This window comes from Streptomyces sp. NPDC014894 (assembly GCF_043080985.1).
In the GTDB taxonomy this organism is placed as follows: domain Bacteria; phylum Actinomycetota; class Actinomycetes; order Streptomycetales; family Streptomycetaceae; genus Streptomyces.
On record NZ_JBIBWD010000015.1, the window covers coordinates 128,560 to 145,390 of the forward strand.

A 16,831-nucleotide genomic window follows, 5' to 3' on the forward strand; every position below is an offset into this window, starting at 1 on the left:
CCGGGGCGGCGGGCCGGCGGGGCGCCGTGCGGCGGTGGTTCCGGGGCCGGGGTGAGTCTCTCGTTACGGCGATCACATCCCGCCGTCGGTTAGTCTCCCCGGATGTTCGAGCCCGTCCCCAGGCCCTCTTCCGGTCTCGCCGTCCGCTGTACCCGGGTGCTGCTCTCCCCGTGGTCACGGCTCGCCCTGCTCGTCCTCATGCTGGTCTCGGCCGGCGCGCTGGTGCTGCTGTACGAGCCACAGCGGCTGCTTTCGGACGGCTGGCCCGCCGCCCGGCTGAGCGGCGCGGCGGCGGTCGTGCTGTACGCGGTGGCCTACGGGGCGTGCACGGCGGCCTTCGTGCCGAGGCCGCTGCTCAATCTGGCGGCGGGCGCGCTCTTCGGCTCGCAGGCGGGGCTGGTGTCGGCGCTGGCCGGCACGGTCCTCGGGGCGGGAATCGCCTTCACGCTCGGCCGGCTGCTCGGCCAGGACGCGCTGCGCCCGCTGCTGCGGGGCCGGGTGCTGACGGCGGCCGACGGGCAGCTGAGCCGTCACGGCTTCCGTTCGATGCTGGCGATACGGCTCTTCCCCGGCATCCCGTTCGCGGCCGCCAACTACTGCGCCGCCGTCTCCCGAATGGGTTATACGCCTTTTCTCCTGGCCACCGCGCTGGGTTCCATTCCGAATACGGCGGCGTACGTGGTGGCGGGGGCCCGGGCGGGCTCGCCGACTTCTCCCGCCTTTCTGATCGCGATGGGATTCATCGTGATCACCGGGATGACCGCGGCGGCGCTCGCGTGGCGCAAGCGCCAGGCGCTGAGCCGGAGCTGACGGAGGGTCGGCCCGCCCGTCCCCCGACCTCCCCGGGCGCGTCCGCCGACCGCCCCGGCCCCGGCGGCCGGGCGCCGCGGGCCGCTGTGAGGCCGGGCCCGTACGGCTCCGCGCGCCTCCCGCGCACTCACCCGGTCCGACGGCGACCCGTACAGAAGAACCCACTCTTCCCTTCGGCAACACGGCACTTCCCGTTCACCTGGGAACGCTACGCTGCCTGACACACTGGCGCATGAACGGAATCTCCACGCGCCGTCAGACATGCTCTTTTCTTGGGTGGCGCGGTTTTCCATGTCGTGGTTCGAATCACTGATCCTTGGACTTGTGCAGGGCCTCACCGAATTCCTGCCGATTTCCTCCAGCGCTCATCTGCGGCTCACCGCCGCGTTCGCCGGCTGGCACGATCCGGGGGCGGCTTTCACCGCGATCACCCAGATCGGCACCGAGACCGCCGTACTGATCTATTTCCGCAAGGACATCGCCGCGATCCTCTCCGCCTGGTTCCGGTCGCTCACGGACAAGTCCATGCGGGCGGACCACGACGCGCGGATGGGCTGGCTGGTCATCATCGGGTCGATCCCGATCGGTGTGCTCGGCGTCACGCTCAAGGACCAGATCGAGGGCCCCTTCCGTGATCTGCGGCTCATCGCGACCACGCTGATCGTCATGGGCGTCGTCCTCGGCGTCGCCGACCGCCTCGCCGCCCGCGACGAGTCGGGCGGCCGCCACCGCGCCGTCAAGCGCCGCAAGACGCTCCAGGAGTTGAGCGTCAGGGACGGGCTGATCTACGGCTTCTGCCAGGCGCTGGCGCTCATCCCCGGAGTCTCCCGCTCGGGCGCCACCATCAGCGGCGGCCTGCTGATGGGCTACACCCGCGAGTCCGCCGCCCGCTACTCGTTCCTGCTGGCCATCCCGGCGGTGCTGGCGTCCGGCGCGTACGAACTGAAGGACGCGGGCGAGGGTCATGTGTCGTGGGGACCGACGATTTTCGCCACCGTCGTCGCCTTCTGCGTGGGGTACGCGGTCATCGCGTGGTTCATGAAATACATCACCACCAAAAGCTTTATGCCTTTCGTGATCTACCGCATCCTCCTGGGGATTGCCCTGTTCATCCTGGTCGGGACGGACACGCTGAGTCCTCACGCGGGTGAGTCGGGTGGCTGAGGAGTGACCTCACGGGGGAGACGCCTCCACAGGAAGGCCGTAATCTGTTCGCATGTCCCCCCTTCCACGCGAGTCAGAGACCGCATTGTCCGCCTTGTCCGCGGCCGAGCTCAACGCCCGCATCCGCGAGCTGTGGGCCGACGGTCAGCTGCCCGAGGAGCGGCGCGGGGAGTACGAGGCGCTCGTGCTGAGGTGGGCCGCTGCCGCGCTGGAGCGCGACGGGGACTCCGACGGCGTCGCCGCGTGACACGGCCGTCGGCCTAGGGCCGCTCTTTCAGATCTTGCCGGGATCGCGTGCTCCGGCACCGGACGGACGGCGGACGGACGGCGGACGGACTCGGCTAGCCTGGCTTCACGATGAACCGTTTGAGCACGTCATGGGGCGAGGTCTCACTCGCCCGCTTCCCCGCGGATCCCCGCGACCCCCTCCGCGCCTGGGACGCCGCCGACGAGTATCTGCTGCGGCGGCTCGACGAGACCGCCCCGGATCTCTCCGGGACCGTCGTCGTCCTCGGCGACCGCTGGGGCGCGCTGACGGCCTCGCTGGCCGCGCACCGCCCCGTACAGATCACCGATTCCTTCCTCGCCCAGGAGGCGACCCGGGCCAATCTGGCCCGCAATGGGATCGCCGGACCGGACGCGGACGCCGTGCGGCTGCTCTCGGCCCGGGACGTCCCGCCCGCGCGGATCGACGTCCTGCTGGTCCGGGTGCCCAAGAGCCTGGCGCTCCTGGAGGACCAGCTGCTGCGGCTCGCGCCCGCCGTCCACGCCGGGACCGTGGTGATCGGCGCCGGCATGGTGAGCGAGATCCACACCTCCACCCTGCGGCTCTTCGAGCGGATCATCGGCGTGACCACGACATCGCTCGCGGTGCGGAAGGCCCGGCTGATCCTCTGCACCCCCGACCCGGCGCTCGCCCCCGCGCCGAGCGCCTGGCCGCTGCGGTACGCGCTCCCCGCCGACACCGGCGTCGTCGCGAACCGGACGGTCACCAACCACGCGGGCGTCTTCTGCGCCGACCGGCTCGACATCGGCACCCGGCTGTTCCTGAGCAGCCTGCCCGAGCGCCGGGGGCCCGACCGGGTGGTGGACCTGGGCTGCGGCAACGGGGTCGTCGGCACGGCGGCCGCGCTCGCCAACCCCGAGGCGTCGGTGCTCTTCGTCGACGAGTCGTTCTCCGCGGTCGCCTCGGCGGAGGCGACCTACCGGGAGAACGTGCCCTCCGGCACGGCGGAGTTCCTGGTGGGCGACGGGCTGTCCGGGGTGCCGGACGGCTCGGTCGACCTGGTGCTCAACAATCCGCCGTTCCACTCCCACCGGGCGACCACGGACACCACGGCCCGCCGGATGTTCGGCGGAGCCCGCCGGGCGCTGCGGCCCGGGGGCGAGCTGTGGGTGATCGGCAACCGGCATCTGGGGTACCACCAGCGGCTGAAGCGGCTCTTCGGCGACTGCGCGGTCATGGCGAGCAATCCCAAGTTCGTGGTGCTGAGGGCGGTCAAGCGGTAGCCTCGCGCCGCCCGCGCCCGCCCGGCGCGAAGTGATGATCGGACGCCGGACCGGCGAAGATCGACCGTTTGCCCGGACACCGGGGCGCGACGGGCGTGCACAGCTCTTGGCCTGGGGCCCGGCCTGCCGGAAACTGAGCCGATGACGCAGCGCGTGGATCTCGCGACGGTGATGGACCGGCTTGCCATCGATGAATTGGTCACCCGCTACGCGGTGGCCGTGGACGACGCCGACTGGAGCGGCTACCGGGCCCTCTTCACCCCGGAGGGCCGGGTGGACTACCGCGGCTCGGGCGGGATCGAAGGGCCCGCGGTACAGGCCGCCGACTGGCTGGCCGAGACGCTGCGGGCCTTCCCCGTACGCCAGCATCTGATCGTCAACCGCCGGCTGAACCTCCAGGACCTGGGCGGATACCCCGGGGACGGCGCGGATGTGCGGGCCGACTACATCGCCCCCATGCGGGGCGAGTCGGGCGACGACCACATCTCCGGCGGGCGGTGCGTCTTCGGCGCGCTCCGCACGGACGACGGCTGGCGCCTGATCAGTGTGGCGACCGAGGAGAAGTGGCGCCGGAGCGGGGAGCTGCCCGGCTAGCGCCCATCAGCCCGACCTGCCCGGCCCGAACCGATCCCCGACCGGCCCCGACCGCCGGCCCCGGCCGGTCCGCCCCGGGCCGGCGGCTCGCCATGCCCGCGCGCGCCTCCGTCTCGTACGGGACGGTCCCGCCCCCGCCGGGTGCGGGGACGCGGCCTGGACCGGCGGTCGGGGCCGCCGCACACTGGAGGGGCATGGCTCGCCGTCGGTTCGGGGCAGGACGAGGAGGCGCTGCATGCGGTTCGCGGCGGACCGCCCGGTGGGCGACGGGCCCGTCCCGGGGACGCCCCGGGGCGCTCGGCTTCGGCGCGCCGTCGCCGCGCCGGTCGCGGGCGCGCTGCCCGCGCTCGCCTTTCCCGAGCCGGGCCTGTGGTGGTTCGCCTATGTCGCCCTCGTCCCGTGGCTGCTGCTGATACGGACCGCTCCGACGGGCCGGCGGGCGGCGGTCGAGGGGTGGCTCGGCGGCGTCGGCTTCATGATCGCCGTACATCACTGGCTGATACCGAGCCTCCATGTCTTCATGCTGGTCCTGGCCGCGCTGCTCGGGCTGCTGTGGGCGCCCTGGGGCTGGCTGGTGCGCTCGCTGCTGGGCGGAACGCCCTCCTCCGGGCGGGCTCTCGCGGCGATCGCCGTCGTGCCCTCGGGCTGGCTGACGATCGAGCTGGTGCGGTCCTGGGAGGGGCTGGGCGGCCCCTGGGGGCTGCTGGGCGCGAGCCAGTGGCAGGTCTCCCCCGCGCTGAGGCTGACGTCCTTCGGCGCGGTGTGGCTGGTGAGCCTGGTGGTGCTGGCGGTGAACACGGCGATCACGGTGCTGATCGCCGTGCCCCGGGCACGTGCCCCGGTCGCCGTCGCGCTCGTCGCGGGCGCGCTGGCGGTCACGGCCGTACGGGCCTGGGCCCCGGCCCCCGGGGAGACGGGACGGACCCGGATCGCGATCGTCCAGCCCGGGGTGGTCGAGGGCCCGGGGAGCGTGGAGCGGCGCTTCGACCGGGGCGAGGAGCTGACCCGCTCGCTCGCCGGCCGCGATCCGGACCTGGTGGTCTGGGGCGAGAGCAGCGTGGGGGCGGATCTGCGGGAGCGCCCCGACCTGGCGGAGCGGCTGGCCGCCCTCTCCCGGGAGGTCGGCGCGCCGCTGCTGGTCAATGTGGACGCGCGGCGCACCGGCGCTTCGGGGCCCGACGGGATATTCAAGAGTTCGGTGCTGGTGGGCCCGCGAGGCCCCACCGGGGACCGCTACGACAAGATGCGGCTGGTGCCCTTCGGGGAGTACGTCCCGGCGCGCGGGCTTCTCGGCTGGGCGACGTCGGTGGGCAGGGCGGCGGGCGAGGACCGGCTGCGCGGCGACCGTCCGGTGGTGATGGATCTGCCGGACGGCGGGCCGCGCGTCGGGCCGCTGGTCTGTTTCGAGTCGGCCTTCCCCGACATGAGCCGGCGGCTGGTCCTCGACGGGGCGGATGTGCTGGTCGCCCAGTCCGCGACCTCGTCGTTCCAGGACAGCTGGGCGCCCGAGCAGCACGCCTCGCTCGCCGCGCTGCGGGCCGCCGAGAGCGGCCGTCCGGCGGTGCACGCCACGCTCACCGGGGTGAGCGCGGTGTACGGGCCCGACGGCGCGCGGATCGGCGGGGTGCTCGGCACCGGGGGCGGCGCGGCCGCCGTGTACGACGTCCCGCTCGCCCGGGGCGCCACGGGCTACGCACGGTTCGGCGACTGGCCGGTGCACGGCGCGCTCGCCGTGCTGGCGGCGTGGGGCGCGTCCCGGGCCGCCGCCCGGCTCAGGCGGCCGCCTGCTCCAGGGCCCGCAGCACCACCAGCTCGCACAGCTCATGGGTCCGCAGGGCGTCCTGGGCGCTGAGGATCTTCCCGGCGCGTACGGCGTCGAGGAAGCCGAGCGCCGCCTGCTCGATGCCGCGCTGGCGGGCGACCGGCACCCAGTCGCCGCGCCGGCGCACGCTCGGCTGACCCTTGTGGTCCACGACCTCGGCGAGATTGCGGACCTCCCGCTTGGAGTCCTGTCCCGAGACCTCCAGGATCTCCTCCGTGGAGCCGCTGCGGCGGTTCATCGCGCCGATGGCGGTGAAGCCGTCGCCGGAGAGCTGGAGCACGACCTGGTCCATGAGCCCGTCGACGATCCGGGCGCGCACATCGGTGTGCTCGACGGGCCCGGGGACCAGGAAGCGCAGGGTGTCGACGACGTGGATGAAGTCGTCCAGGACATAGGTGCGCGGGTCCTCGGCGAGCCCGACGCGGTTCTTCTGGAGGAGGATCAGATCGCGCGGGTGCTCCAGGCACTGGGCGTAGCCGGGGGCGAGACGGCGGTTGAAGCCGACGGTGAGGCTGGTGCCGCGTGCTTCGGCCAGCTCCACCAGCGCCCGGGACTCGGCCAGTTCATAGGCGAGCGGTTTGTCGACATAGGTCGCCACGCCCGCTTCGAGGAGCGCGGTGGCGATCTCGGCGTGGGCGGCGGTGGGCGCGTGGACGAAGGCCGCGTCGAGCCCCTGGGCGAGCAGGGACGCGAGGTCGGTGTGACGTCGCCCGGCCGGGACGTGGTAGGCGTCGGCGACCCGGTTCAGGGTGGCCGGCGTACGGGTCTGCAGATGGAGTTCGACGTCGGGCAGCGCGCCCAGCACGGGCAGATAGGCCTTCTGCGCGATGTCGCCGAGACCGATACAACCGACCTTCACCAGATGCCTCCCAGAGCTGTGCGGCGTGCCCTTGACGGGCCCGGTCAGCATACGGGTGCCGGGGCGGCCGCCTTTCGGTGATCCCGTCGAAGGCCCGCGCACCGACGGCGGGCCGGTCTGGGCCGACAGGACCGATCGAGGTCACCCGTCCGGGCCACCGGGCGCCGGTATGACGACGGCCGGGCCGCGGCAGGCGTCAGAGTGGCGCGCGTGCACCGTCGAAATCCGATCACCGTGAAATATCTGCTCGGCGCGACCGTCTGGGCCGTGTCCGCGCTGACCCTCTCCGGCTGTGTGAGCGTGGAGCCGCTGCCCGGGCCCGCGCCCGCGCCCCGCGCCGAGCGGCCGCCGTCGTCGGTCGCCCGGCCGCAGACCGTACGGCAGGGGCCCGCCCGTGAGGTGCTCCGGCCGCCGCCGCGGAAGCGGCCCGCGCCGCCCGTCGCCCCGGAGGCGCGGGCCGTGCCCGAGCCGAGGGCGCGGCCGGCGGGACAGGCGCCCAGGACGCGGGCCGTCGAGCGGCCGCCCCGGCGGGCCGCGCCGCCCGCACCCGCGCCCACCCGCCGGAGCCGTCCCCCGGCGGCCCCGCCCGGAGTCGGCGCACCGCCGGACGTCTGCGCCCTGACCGAGGCGTACGGCGGCTGGCGGCCCGGCGGCGCCCAGGCCCGGATGTGCCGTGAGGCGTACGGGAGGGCTCCCGGCGGCGCGGGTCGGCACCGGCCCTGAGCCGCGCACGGGCGGGCTCCGGGGCGCGGGCGGCGGGGCAGGTCCGGGGCAGGTCCGCCCCGGCCGGGCTCACTCGGGGCCCAGCTCCCGCTCCAGCCGCTCGACGGCGCCGCGCACACCCCGGCCGTAGCCGTCGTCCCCCAGGGCGGCCATCGCGCCGCGCGCCCGGTCGAGATGGACCCGGGCGGCCCCGGGGCGGCGAAGTTTGAGGTAGTCGGCGGCGAGGCTGACATGGAGGGCGGGATAGAACGCCCGGACCGAGGGCGCGGGCTCGGGGCCCGCGCCCTCGGCGCGGAGGCTCTCCGCCGCGGCGAGCGCCCGCAGATCCCAGACCAGCTCGTCGCCCGGGTCGTCCTGGGCGTCCGCCATGTAGTGCGCGAGAGTGCAGCGGTGCAGCGCGTCCCCGCGCTCGCCGATCTCCGCCCAGAGCGCGCCGAACCGATTCCTCGCCTCTTCCCGGTCGCCGCCGTGCAGCAGCATGGCCGCCTGCCCGATCCGCGTCATGACGGCGTCCTCCGACGCCTCCTGCTGATCCATCACTGCGGCCTCCCACGTCCATACGGCGAACGGCGACGAGATCCCCCCGTCACGAAGCTAACCGCCCCCATGGACAAACACGCACAGGCTCGGGCACCCGACCCGAGCCCGTGTCACCCGGCGGGAGTCAGCCCAGGTCGGGGATGCGCCAGTCGATGGGCTCGTGGCCCTGGGCCGCGACCGCCTCGTTGATCTGGGTGAAGGGGCGCGAGCCGAAGAACTTCTTGGCCGACAGCGGCGAGGGGTGCGCCCCCTTCACCACCACGTGCCGGCTCTCGTCGATCAGCGGCAGCTTCTTCTGCGCGTAATTCCCCCAGAGCACGAAGACGGCCGGGTCGGGGCGGGAGGCGACCGCCCTGATCACCGCGTCGGTGACCTTCTCCCAGCCCTTGCCCTTGTGGGAGTTGGCCTCGCCGGCCCGGACGGTGAGCACCGCGTTGAGCAACAGGACGCCCTGCTCGGCCCAGGGCATCAGATAGCCGTTGTCCGGGACGGGCAGACCCAGCTCGGCCTGCATCTCCTTGTAGATGTTCCGCAGGGAGGGCGGGGTCCTGACGCCCGGCCGCACCGAGAAGCACAGCCCGTGCCCCTGGCCCTCCCCGTGGTACGGGTCCTGGCCGAGGACGAGCACCTTCACCTTCTCGTACGGCGTGGCGTCGAGGGCGGCGAAGACCTCCTCGCGCGGCGGATAGACCGGCCCCTTCGCCCGCTCCTCCTCGACGAACTCGGTCAGCTCCTTGAAATAGGGCTGGGCCAGCTCGTCGCCGAGGACGCCGCGCCAGGACTCGGGCAGCATGTCGGTGTCGGTCACGTCAAGAACCTCCGGAAAGCGATCAGTTACCGAGCACAGAACTTACCCGGAGCCACTGACAACGGCCCCGCCGAGCGGCCCCGCGGGGCCGCTACCAGCTGGCCTTCCCGTACAGCTCCCACATCTGCATGATCGACTGCGGGTCGAAGGCGCGCTCGCCGCCGCCGATCTCCTCGTTGACCGCGACGTACAGCTTGCCCTGCCACAGCGGCAGCAGCCGGACGTCGTCGGCGATGATCTCCTGCGCCCGCTCGAAGCTCCTGGCGACCGCGCCGCGGTCGCTCTGGCGGCGGGAGGAGGGCAGCAGGTCCCGGGTGATCTCGCGGTTCTCGTAGGGGGTGGCGAGGACGTTGTTCTCGCCGACGAACGGCGCGATGAAGTTGTCCGGGTCCGGGAAATCGGGGAACCAGCCGCGGCCGAAGACGGGGTAGGCCCCCTGCTTGTACCCCTTCTGGAATTCCTGCTCCGGCTTGCCGGTCACCTTGATCTCGAACAGTCCGGAGGCTTCGAGCTGGCGCTTCAGTTCCTTGAACTCCGGCGCGGTCGCCGAGCCGTATCGGTCGGTGGTGTACCAGAGGTCCAGTTTCACGGGCGTCTCGATCCCGTCCGCCTCCAGGATCCGCCGCGCCTTCGTGACGCTCGGGTCGCCGTAGCGGTCGAAGAATTCCGTGGTGTGTCCCACGATTCCCTTGGGGATCATGGAGTACAGCGGTTCGGCCGTGCCCTGGTAGACCTTGGAGACCAGGGCTCCGCGGTCGACGAGCTGGGCGACTGCCTGGCGCACCGCGAGCTTGCCCGCGTTGGGGTCCTTGGCGTTGAAGACCAGATAGCGGATGTCCGTGCCGACCGTCTCGACCAGCCGCAGATCCTTGTTCGCGGGCTTCTTCTGCTGGAGATCCACGACCTCCTTGGCGTCCAGGCCGCGGTAGGTCGCGTGGATCTCCTTCTTCCGGAGCGCGCTCACCATCTGCGTGGAATCCTTGAAATAGCGGATCGTCACGCCTTCGTTCTTGCGCTTCGCGTAGCCGTCGTAGGTGTCGTTCTTCGCCAGCTCCGACTTCTTGCCCTTGATGTACGCACGCAGCACATAGGGCCCCGAGCCGGTCAGGGCGCCGTCGTCGCGCAGGGTGTTCCGGGGATATTCGCCGGGCGGCACCAGAGAAGTGGCCGGCGTGGCGAGGATGAACGGAAAGGTCGCGTCCGGGACCTTGAGATGGAACTTCACCGTGCGATCGCCCACCAGCTCGACACTGCCGAGCGAGTTGAGCAGTCCGTTGGGGCCGCCCGGAACGTCGATCAGCCGGATGCGGTCGATGGAGTGCTTGACCGCCGAGGCGTCGAGTTTCTCTCCGTTGGAGAAGACCAGCCCCGGTTTGAGTATGCACACGTAGGTCTTGCTCGAGGTGTCCGTGAACTCGCAACTCTGCGCCGCGTCGGGGCGGGGTGTCGTACTCCCCGTGGGGAAACTCAGGAGCGTCTGAAACACATTCCGGTACAGCTCCCAGGAGCCGTCCCAGGCGGCGGCCGGATCAAGTGTCGTGGGCTCGCTCGTGGTACCGACGGAAATCTTCTTCTGACTGCCCGCTTCCGCATCGGAGAACAGGCCGCAGCCCGCCAACAGCGATATGGACGCCAGGGCTGCAGCGGCCCGCAGACAGGTCCGGTAGAACACGTGCACGCTCCTCGTTCAGCCGTGAGTTGGCCGACCATACCGCAGCCCCCCACCGGGTCAACCTGGCGGCCCTGCGGCGTTCACTCACACCCCGGCCTTGAGGAACAGGCCGCCGTCGACCACGAGAGTCTGGCCCGTGATCCAGTCCGCCCGGTCCGAAGTGAGGAAGGCGGCGGCGCCCGCGACGTCCTCCGGCATTCCCAGCCGGCCCAGGGGGTAGGCCGCCGCGGCCTCCTCCTCCCTGCCTTCGTAGAGCGCCTCGGCGAATTTGGTCTTGACCACTGCCGGTGCGATCGCGTTGACCCGCACCCCCGGCGCGAATTCATGAGCGAGCTGCAGGGTCAGATTGACCATGGCCGCCTTGCTCATTCCATAGGCCCCGATGAACGGCGAGGGAGCCAGTCCGGCGACGGACGCGATGTTCACGATCGCACCGCCGTTCTCCTTCTGCCACGCCCGGTAGGTCTGCTGGGCGAACCCGAGCGCGGAGACGACATTGGTGTCGAACACCTTCCGCGCGACATTCGGATCCAGCTCCGCGATGGGACCGAGGACCGGGTTGGCGCCCGCGTTGTTCACCAGGAAATCGACCCGTCCGAAGACCTCCATGACGCGTTCCACCGCCGCCGCCCGGTGGGCCTCGTCATGGGCCTTGCCCGCGACGGCGATCGCCCGGCCGGGGCCGAGCCGCTCCACCGCCGCCTCCAGGGCGGCCTCGCCGCGGCCGGTGACGCACACCCGGTCGCCGCGCGCGACCAGCGCCTCGGCGATCGCGTAGCCGATCCCCCGGCTGCCGCCGGAGACCAGCGCCACCTTGCCGCTCTCGGGCACATGCCCGGTCATCTCGGTCTCCCCCGGCCTCAGTTGAGCGGTCCGCCGGCCACGTACAGCACCTGGCCCGAGACGAAGCCCGCGTCGTCGCCGGTGAAGAAGGCGATGGCGCGCGCGATGTCCTCGGGCCGGCCCACGCGCCGGACGGGGATCTGCGAGGCGGCCGCCTCCTGGAACTCCTCGAAGCCCATGCCGACCCGGGCCGCGGTCTGGGCGGTCATCTCGGTGACGACGAAGCCGGGCGCGACGGCGTTCGCGGTGACGCCGAACTTGCCCAGCTCCTTGGCGAGCGTCTTGGTGAATCCCTGGAGCCCCGCCTTGACCGCCGCGTAGTTCGCCTGGCCCCGGTTCCCGAGGGCCGAGGACGACGAGAGCGAGACGATCCGGCCGAATCCCGCGTCGACCATATGCCCCTGACAAGCCTTTGCCATCAGGAACGCGCCCTTGAGGTGCACATTCATCACGGTGTCCCAGTCGGACTCGCTCATCTTGAAGAGGAGGTTGTCGCGGAGGACGCCGGCGTTGTTGACGAGGATCGTCGGCGGGCCGAGTTCGGCGGCGACGCGGGCCACGGCGGACTCGACCCGGGCGGCGTCGGACACGTCGCAGCCGACCGCGAGGGCCCTGCCCCCGGCCTTGACGATCCGCTCGACCGTGTCGGCGCAGCTCGCCTCGTCGAGGTCGAGCACGGCGACGGCGCGGCCCTCGGCCGCCAGCCGCAGGGCGGTGGCGGCCCCGATGCCCCGGGCCGCCCCGGTGACGACGGCGATGCGCTGCTCGGTGGTGGACATGCTGGCTCTCCTCGCCCTTGTGTGCGGCGCCCGCCCCGAGGCGGCCCGTCCGGCAGCTCGCGCGCCTCACGGATGAGCGACCGCTTAGTACCTTCGGCAGACGAGACGCTAGAAGCCCGCGCACCCGGTGTCAACGGCCCCCCGGGTGCGCCGGGCCGCCACTCCGGATTCCCGGCGCGGCGGGACGAGCGGCGTACGGGCGGGAGACGAGCGGCGTACGAACGGCGTACGGACGGGGCACGGGAGGGGCACGGGAGGGGCACGGGAGGGGCACGGGAGGGAGTCGGCGAGCGGGGCACGGGAGGGAGAGGGACGGCGCACGGCGGGAGGGGGAGGCGGGCACGGGCGGGGCCCGACGCGCTCGTAGCCGTACCCCCGGCGGGGAGTACGGCCACGAGGGCGGCCTCGGCGCGGACGGCGGAGGTCAGCGCACCAGCAGGGCGAGCAGCCGCTCCACCTCCGCCTCGGGGTCGGCGGTCAGCCCGGTGTGCACCGGCCCCGGCTGAACGACGGTGGAGCGGGGGGCGATCAGCCAGCGGAACCGGCGTCCGGCGTCGTCCACGGCCGCCTGTCCGGCCCGCTCCCCGCCGCAGCAGACGGATTCGACGGCGTACAGCGCGGCCCGTACGCCGGTCACATCGGCCCCCGGGTCCAGGGCCATCAGCTTCGCCTCGTCCAGATGGGTGCGGGCGGCGACGAAGGAGCGGGCGCGGGAGTAGACCACCACTCCGGCGTTGAAGCACTCGCCGCGCTCGATCCGGGGCACCACCCGCAGCAGCGCGTACTCGAAGACCTCGCGTCCGTTCATGCTCCGGCCCCCGTTCCGTCCGCGGCCGGGCGGGCCAGGCGGCCGGCCAGCCAGCCCGGAGCCTGCGAGGGGCGCGGCGCGGTGGGCGCGCCGAGCGTGATCCTCGTATGGATCGAGGCGGCGCGCGGCAGCAGCGCCTCCACATAGGCGCGGCGCAGGGCGTCGGTGGTGTCGAACCCGGGCTCGTCCACCAGCCACTCGTCGGGGACGTCCGCGGCGACCTCGGTCAGCAGTTCCTCGGTGACGAGCGGGGCCAGTTCGGCCGCCGCCCGCGCGATGTCCGGCCGGAAGCGGGCCAGCACATGGTCGGAGGCGTCGTAGGGCTTGGCGGCGGAGGCCGCCGCGCCCGGCCAGTTGTGGTGCCAGATCATGGTGGCTCCGTGGTCGATGAGCCATACGTCGCCGTGCCACACGAGCATGTTGGGGTTGCGCCACGAGCGGTCGACGTTGTTGATCAGCGCGTCGAACCAGACGATCCGGCCCGCCTCGGCGGGGTCGACCTCGTAGGCCAGCGGGTCGAAGCCGATCGAGCCGGGCAGGAAGTCCATGCCGAGGTTGAGTCCGCCGCTGGCCTTGAGCAGCTCCTGCACCTCCTGGTCCGGCTCGCCGAGCCCGATCACCGGGTCGAGCTGGATCCCCACCAGTTCCGGCACCCGCAGACCGAGCCTGCGGCCGAGCTGTCCGCAGACGACTTCGGCGACCAGGGTTTTTCGTCCCTGGCCGGCTCCGGTGAACTTCATGACGTACGTGCCCAGGTCGTCGGCCTCGACGATGCCCGGGAGCGAGCCGCCCTCACGCAGGGGCGTGACATAGCGGGTCGCCGTGACTTCGGAAAGCATGGCCCCACAGTACTTCGCGGGCCCGCGCGCGCCGTGACGCGCGGGCGGTCCGCCCCGGGGCGAAAAGCACTTGCGCGGGCGGCGGCCGGGGTGCGCACGATCCCCCATGACCGAGAAGAGCGAGAACCCCCGGGGCTCGGGCGTCGCCGTCCCCGACTTCCCCGATCAGCTGGGCCGCACCGGGCACTTCACCTGCGGCGTCCCCCGGCGCTTCACCGTCTCGCCGGACGGCCGGCGCGTCCTGTTCGTCCGCGGCTCCGCCGGTGACGACCCGGCCGGCCGGCTCTGGCTGTACGAGTCCGGACGGGAACGGCTCCTCGCCGACCCGGCCGTGCTGGGCGAGGATCCGGAGGACGTGCCCGAGGAGGAGAGGGTCCGCCGGGAGCGGGCCCGGGAGTTCTCCTCGGGCGTGGTGGCGTACGCGACCGACGCGGAGGCCCGTCTCGCCGTGTTCGCCCTCGGCGGCCGGCTCTGGTCGGTCGCCACGGACGGCGGCGCGCCCCGGCGGATACCGTCGGCGGGCCCGGCGGTCGATCCGCGCCCCTCGCCCGACGGCCGCTGGATCGCGTACGTCACCGGCGGCGCGCTCCATGTCGTGGCGGCCGACGGGAGAGCCGACCGGCGGCTCGCCGGTCCCGAGGGTCCGACCGTGGTCTACGGCCTGGCGGAGCACGCGGCGGCCGAGTCGATGGGCCGGTCGCGGGGCCACTGGTGGTCGCCCGCGAGCGACGCCCTGCTGGTCGCGCGGGTGGACGACGCTCCGGTGCGGCGCTGGTACGTGTCCGATGCGGCCGATCCCGCGCGGCCGCCGAGGGAGGTCGCGTATCCGGTGGCGGGCACGGCGAACGCGGAGGTGTCGCTGCACATCCTGCGGCTGGACGGCGGACGGACCGAGGTGGCGCTGCCCGCCTCGGCGGACGAGGAGTCCCACTGCCCGGGCGAGTGGACGGACCGGACCTTCGAGTACGTCGCCTCGGCGGGCTGGGACGGGCTCGGCCCCCTGGTGCGGGTGCAGACCCGCGACCAGCGCACCGCCGTGCTGCTGGCCGTCGACCCGTCCGACGGATCCACGAGTGAGCTGCACACGGAGCACGATCCGGTCTGGGTGGAGCTGGTGCCGGGCGTCCCCGGACGGACCGCCTCCGGCACGGCGGTCACCTCCTTCACGGCCGACGACGATCGGCGGGGGCTGCTCGTCGGCGACGCGCGGTCGCCGGCCGGGCTGCATGTCCGCGAGGTGCTCGCGACGGTCGGCGAGCGGGTCTGCTTCAGCGCCGGCGAGGACCCGACCGAGGTCCATGTCTGGTGCCACGAACCGGCGTCCGGTTTCGTACGCCTGAGCGAGGGCCCCGGCGTCCACTCCGCCTCGGCCGGCGGCGACACCGTCGTCCTGGACAGCCGGACCGAGTCGGGGCAGCGCGTGACCGTGCTCGAAGGCGGTACGGAGGCCGGGCGGATCGCGGTGCTCGCCGAGGAGCCGGCGGTCAGGCCCCGGCCCCGGCGGCTCACGCTCGGCGAGCGCCGGCTGCGCTCCCAGCTCTTTCTGCCCTCCTGGCACCAGCCGGGCTCGGGCCCGCTGCCGGTGCTGCTCAGCCCCTACGGGGGGCCGCAGATGCAGCTCGTGGTGCGGGCGCGAATGTGGTGGTCGTGCGTCTCGCAGTGGTTCGCCGAGCAGGGGTTCGCGGTCCTGGTCACGGACGGCCGGGGCACCTCCGGCCGGGGCCGGGAGTGGGAGCGGTCCATTCACGGGGACCGGCTCGGCCCGGCGCTGCGGGACCAGATCGACGCGCTGCACGCGGCGGCGGAGCGCTGCCCGGATCTCGATCCCGGCGCGGTGGCGATCCGGGGCTGGTCCTACGGCGGCTATCTGGCGGCGGGCGCGGTGCTGCACCATCCGGAGGTCTTCCACGCGGCCGTCGCGGGCGCGCCGCCCACCGACCGCAGGCTCTACGACACCCACTGGGAGGAGCGGTTCCTCGGACATCCGAGGGTGTCCCCGGAGGCGTATCGGCGCAGCTCGCTGGTGCCGTACGCCCATCTGCTGACCCGGCCGCTGCTGCTGGTGCACGGGGTCGCGGACGACAACGTCTTCTTCGCGCACACCCTGCGGCTCTCGCGGGCGCTGCTCGCGGCGGACCGGCCGCACCGGGTGCTGCCGCTGTCGGGCGCGGGGCACGGGGTGACCGAGCGGAGCCAGGTGAGCAGTCTGCTGCGGACGGAGGCGGCCTTCCTCAAAGAATCCTTGAATCTTTGAGGGTCTGAATCTTTCCGCGGCCCGGCTCGTAAACCAGGGCGAACAGCCGGGCCCCCGGGTCCGGCTGACGGGACCGTTCAGAGCTGAAGGAGCCGCGGAATGACCGGAGTGACCGGATCGCGGGGGCTGCCCCCGACCGAAGCAGACCCGACCGCCGTACGCACGAACGCCGCCGTACGCACGGACAGCGGCGACCCGGACGCCGCCGGGCCGGCCACCGCCGACCCGGCCACGGTACGGGCGGACGCCGTCGGCCCGGACGCCGTACGGCCGGCGGACGCGCGCGCGGAGCCCGTACGCCCGGCCGCCGACGCGGGCCCCGCCGTCGCGCGCCGGACCGCCCTCGCCGTCGCGGGCGGGGCCGGTCTCGCGGCCGCCCTGACCGGGTGCGCGGGCGCGGCCGACGGCGGCGGACCCGGCGGCTCAGGTGGCTCCGGCGGCTCCGGCGGGGCGGACGAGGGCGAGGGCCGGGGCGGCGGAGCGCCGGGCCGGGAGATCGCCAAGGTCACGGAGATCCCGGAGCGCGGCGGGAAGGTCGTCGACGGGCTGGTGATCACCCAGCCGACGGCGGGCGAGTACCGGGCGTTCTCCGCCACCTGCCCCCACCGGGGCTGCTCGGTCCGGAGCGTCCGCGACAACATGATCAACTGCCCCTGCCACGACAGCGATTTCGACGCGAGCGACGGCAGCGTGCTCGGCGGTCCCGCCTCCGCGCCGCTGCGGCCCACGCCGATCACGGTCGAGGGGGACGCCATCGTGCTCGCCTGAGGCACCCGGCCGCCCGCCCGCCGTCGTCGTCGCGGTCCG

The 16,831-nt window shown here is 73.2% G+C and carries 17 protein-coding genes; 9 read left to right on the forward strand and 8 right to left on the reverse strand.

Annotated features, from left to right (window positions below):
- Window positions 1-102 precede the first annotated feature (102 nt).
- The 6 genes from ACF089_RS29640 to lnt all read left to right on the forward strand — a co-directional run bounded on the left by ACF089_RS29640 (window position 103) and on the right by lnt (window position 5,929).
- A complete protein-coding gene (locus ACF089_RS29640; RefSeq protein ID WP_392033071.1) occupies window positions 103-810 on the forward strand; it encodes a TVP38/TMEM64 family protein in 708 nt (235 codons plus the stop codon).
- Window positions 811-1,101: 291 nt separating this feature from the next.
- Entirely contained in the window at window positions 1,102-1,974 is an 873-nt protein-coding gene (locus ACF089_RS29645) for an undecaprenyl-diphosphate phosphatase (RefSeq protein WP_392033074.1), read from the forward strand.
- A 94-nt stretch (window positions 1,975-2,068) separates the two neighbouring features.
- A complete protein-coding gene (locus tag ACF089_RS29650) occupies window positions 2,069-2,221 on the forward strand; it encodes a hypothetical protein (RefSeq protein WP_392033077.1) in 153 nt (50 codons plus the stop codon).
- Window positions 2,222-2,331: 110 nt separating this feature from the next.
- Window positions 2,332-3,483 carry a methyltransferase gene (locus ACF089_RS29655; protein ID WP_392033079.1) on the forward strand — a complete coding sequence of 384 codons (1,152 nt, stop codon included), beginning with the start codon at window positions 2,332-2,334 and terminating at the stop codon, window positions 3,481-3,483.
- A 141-nt stretch (window positions 3,484-3,624) separates the two neighbouring features.
- Window positions 3,625-4,077 carry a nuclear transport factor 2 family protein gene (locus ACF089_RS29660; RefSeq protein ID WP_392033082.1) on the forward strand — a complete coding sequence of 151 codons (453 nt, stop codon included), beginning with the start codon at window positions 3,625-3,627 and terminating at the stop codon, window positions 4,075-4,077.
- 235 nt (window positions 4,078-4,312) lie between these two features.
- Window positions 4,313-5,929: an apolipoprotein N-acyltransferase gene (gene lnt, locus ACF089_RS29665; protein ID WP_392033085.1), complete on the forward strand. Its 1,617-nt coding sequence runs from the start codon at window positions 4,313-4,315 to the stop codon at window positions 5,927-5,929.
- Here lnt and ACF089_RS29670 read toward each other — a convergent pair.
- A complete protein-coding gene (locus tag ACF089_RS29670; RefSeq protein ID WP_392033088.1) occupies window positions 5,850-6,758 on the reverse strand; it encodes a Gfo/Idh/MocA family protein in 909 nt (302 codons plus the stop codon). The two genes, lnt and ACF089_RS29670, sit on opposite strands and share 80 nt — an antisense overlap.
- A 210-nt stretch (window positions 6,759-6,968) precedes the next feature.
- On the opposite strand from ACF089_RS29670, the gene ACF089_RS29675 reads away from it, so the two are divergent.
- Entirely contained in the window at window positions 6,969-7,481 is a 513-nt protein-coding gene (locus tag ACF089_RS29675) for a hypothetical protein (RefSeq protein ID WP_392033091.1), read from the forward strand.
- Between the two features lie 69 nt (window positions 7,482-7,550).
- On the opposite strand, the gene ACF089_RS29680 is transcribed toward ACF089_RS29675, so the two are convergent.
- The 7 genes from ACF089_RS29680 to ACF089_RS29710 form a co-directional block, all read right to left on the reverse strand.
- Window positions 7,551-8,018 (reverse strand): hypothetical protein, encoded by a 468-nt coding sequence (locus tag ACF089_RS29680; protein ID WP_392033094.1) that lies wholly within the window; start codon window positions 8,016-8,018, stop codon window positions 7,551-7,553.
- A gap of 127 nt (window positions 8,019-8,145) precedes the next feature.
- Window positions 8,146-8,829 carry a uracil-DNA glycosylase gene (locus ACF089_RS29685; protein ID WP_392033097.1) on the reverse strand — a complete coding sequence of 228 codons (684 nt, stop codon included), beginning with the start codon at window positions 8,827-8,829 and terminating at the stop codon, window positions 8,146-8,148.
- Between the two features lie 91 nt (window positions 8,830-8,920).
- Window positions 8,921-10,501: an ABC transporter substrate-binding protein gene (locus tag ACF089_RS29690; RefSeq protein ID WP_392033100.1), complete on the reverse strand. Its 1,581-nt coding sequence runs from the start codon at window positions 10,499-10,501 to the stop codon at window positions 8,921-8,923.
- Window positions 10,502-10,585: 84 nt separating this feature from the next.
- Complete coding sequence (locus ACF089_RS29695; protein WP_392033103.1) at window positions 10,586-11,344, reverse strand: SDR family oxidoreductase; 759 nt, start codon at window positions 11,342-11,344, stop codon at window positions 10,586-10,588.
- 17 nt (window positions 11,345-11,361) lie between these two features.
- Complete coding sequence (gene fabG / locus ACF089_RS29700) at window positions 11,362-12,123, reverse strand: 3-oxoacyl-ACP reductase FabG (protein ID WP_392033106.1); 762 nt, start codon at window positions 12,121-12,123, stop codon at window positions 11,362-11,364.
- 424 nt (window positions 12,124-12,547) lie between these two features.
- Complete coding sequence (locus ACF089_RS29705; RefSeq protein ID WP_392033109.1) at window positions 12,548-12,931, reverse strand: DUF3037 domain-containing protein; 384 nt, start codon at window positions 12,929-12,931, stop codon at window positions 12,548-12,550.
- The gene (locus ACF089_RS29710) at window positions 12,928-13,770 is read right to left on the reverse strand and encodes a HipA family kinase (RefSeq protein WP_392033112.1); all 843 of its coding nucleotides are present in this window, start codon (window positions 13,768-13,770) and stop codon (window positions 12,928-12,930) included. The genes ACF089_RS29705 and ACF089_RS29710 overlap by 4 nt, the downstream gene beginning before the upstream one ends.
- A gap of 106 nt (window positions 13,771-13,876) precedes the next feature.
- On the opposite strand from ACF089_RS29710, the gene ACF089_RS29715 reads away from it, so the two are divergent.
- Window positions 13,877-16,024 carry a prolyl oligopeptidase family serine peptidase gene (locus ACF089_RS29715; RefSeq protein WP_392033115.1) on the forward strand — a complete coding sequence of 716 codons (2,148 nt, stop codon included), beginning with the start codon at window positions 13,877-13,879 and terminating at the stop codon, window positions 16,022-16,024.
- A gap of 99 nt (window positions 16,025-16,123) precedes the next feature.
- Window positions 16,124-16,792 (forward strand): Rieske (2Fe-2S) protein, encoded by a 669-nt coding sequence (locus ACF089_RS29720; protein WP_392033117.1) that lies wholly within the window; start codon window positions 16,124-16,126, stop codon window positions 16,790-16,792.
- Window positions 16,793-16,831 lie beyond the last annotated feature (39 nt).

Excerpts from the sequence above, each read along its gene's own strand:
- ACF089_RS29640 (WP_392033071.1), top strand. The coding sequence starts at position 103 with ATGTTCGAGCCCGTCCCCAGGCCCTCTTCCGGTCTCGCCGTCCGCTGT.
- ACF089_RS29645 (WP_392033074.1), top strand. The coding sequence starts at position 1,102 with ATGTCGTGGTTCGAATCACTGATCCTTGGACTTGTGCAGGGCCTCACC.
- ACF089_RS29655 (WP_392033079.1), top strand. The coding sequence starts at position 2,332 with ATGAACCGTTTGAGCACGTCATGGGGCGAGGTCTCACTCGCCCGCTTC.
- ACF089_RS29660 (WP_392033082.1), top strand. The coding sequence starts at position 3,625 with ATGACGCAGCGCGTGGATCTCGCGACGGTGATGGACCGGCTTGCCATC.
- lnt (WP_392033085.1), top strand. The coding sequence starts at position 4,313 with ATGCGGTTCGCGGCGGACCGCCCGGTGGGCGACGGGCCCGTCCCGGGG.
- ACF089_RS29680 (WP_392033094.1), bottom strand. The coding sequence starts at position 8,018 with ATGGATCAGCAGGAGGCGTCGGAGGACGCCGTCATGACGCGGATCGGG.
- ACF089_RS29695 (WP_392033103.1), bottom strand. The coding sequence starts at position 11,344 with ATGACCGGGCATGTGCCCGAGAGCGGCAAGGTGGCGCTGGTCTCCGGC.
- fabG (WP_392033106.1), bottom strand. The coding sequence starts at position 12,123 with ATGTCCACCACCGAGCAGCGCATCGCCGTCGTCACCGGGGCGGCCCGG.
- ACF089_RS29705 (WP_392033109.1), bottom strand. The coding sequence starts at position 12,931 with ATGAACGGACGCGAGGTCTTCGAGTACGCGCTGCTGCGGGTGGTGCCC.
- ACF089_RS29710 (WP_392033112.1), bottom strand. The coding sequence starts at position 13,770 with ATGCTTTCCGAAGTCACGGCGACCCGCTATGTCACGCCCCTGCGTGAG.
- ACF089_RS29715 (WP_392033115.1), top strand. The coding sequence starts at position 13,877 with ATGACCGAGAAGAGCGAGAACCCCCGGGGCTCGGGCGTCGCCGTCCCC.
- ACF089_RS29720 (WP_392033117.1), top strand. The coding sequence starts at position 16,124 with ATGACCGGAGTGACCGGATCGCGGGGGCTGCCCCCGACCGAAGCAGAC.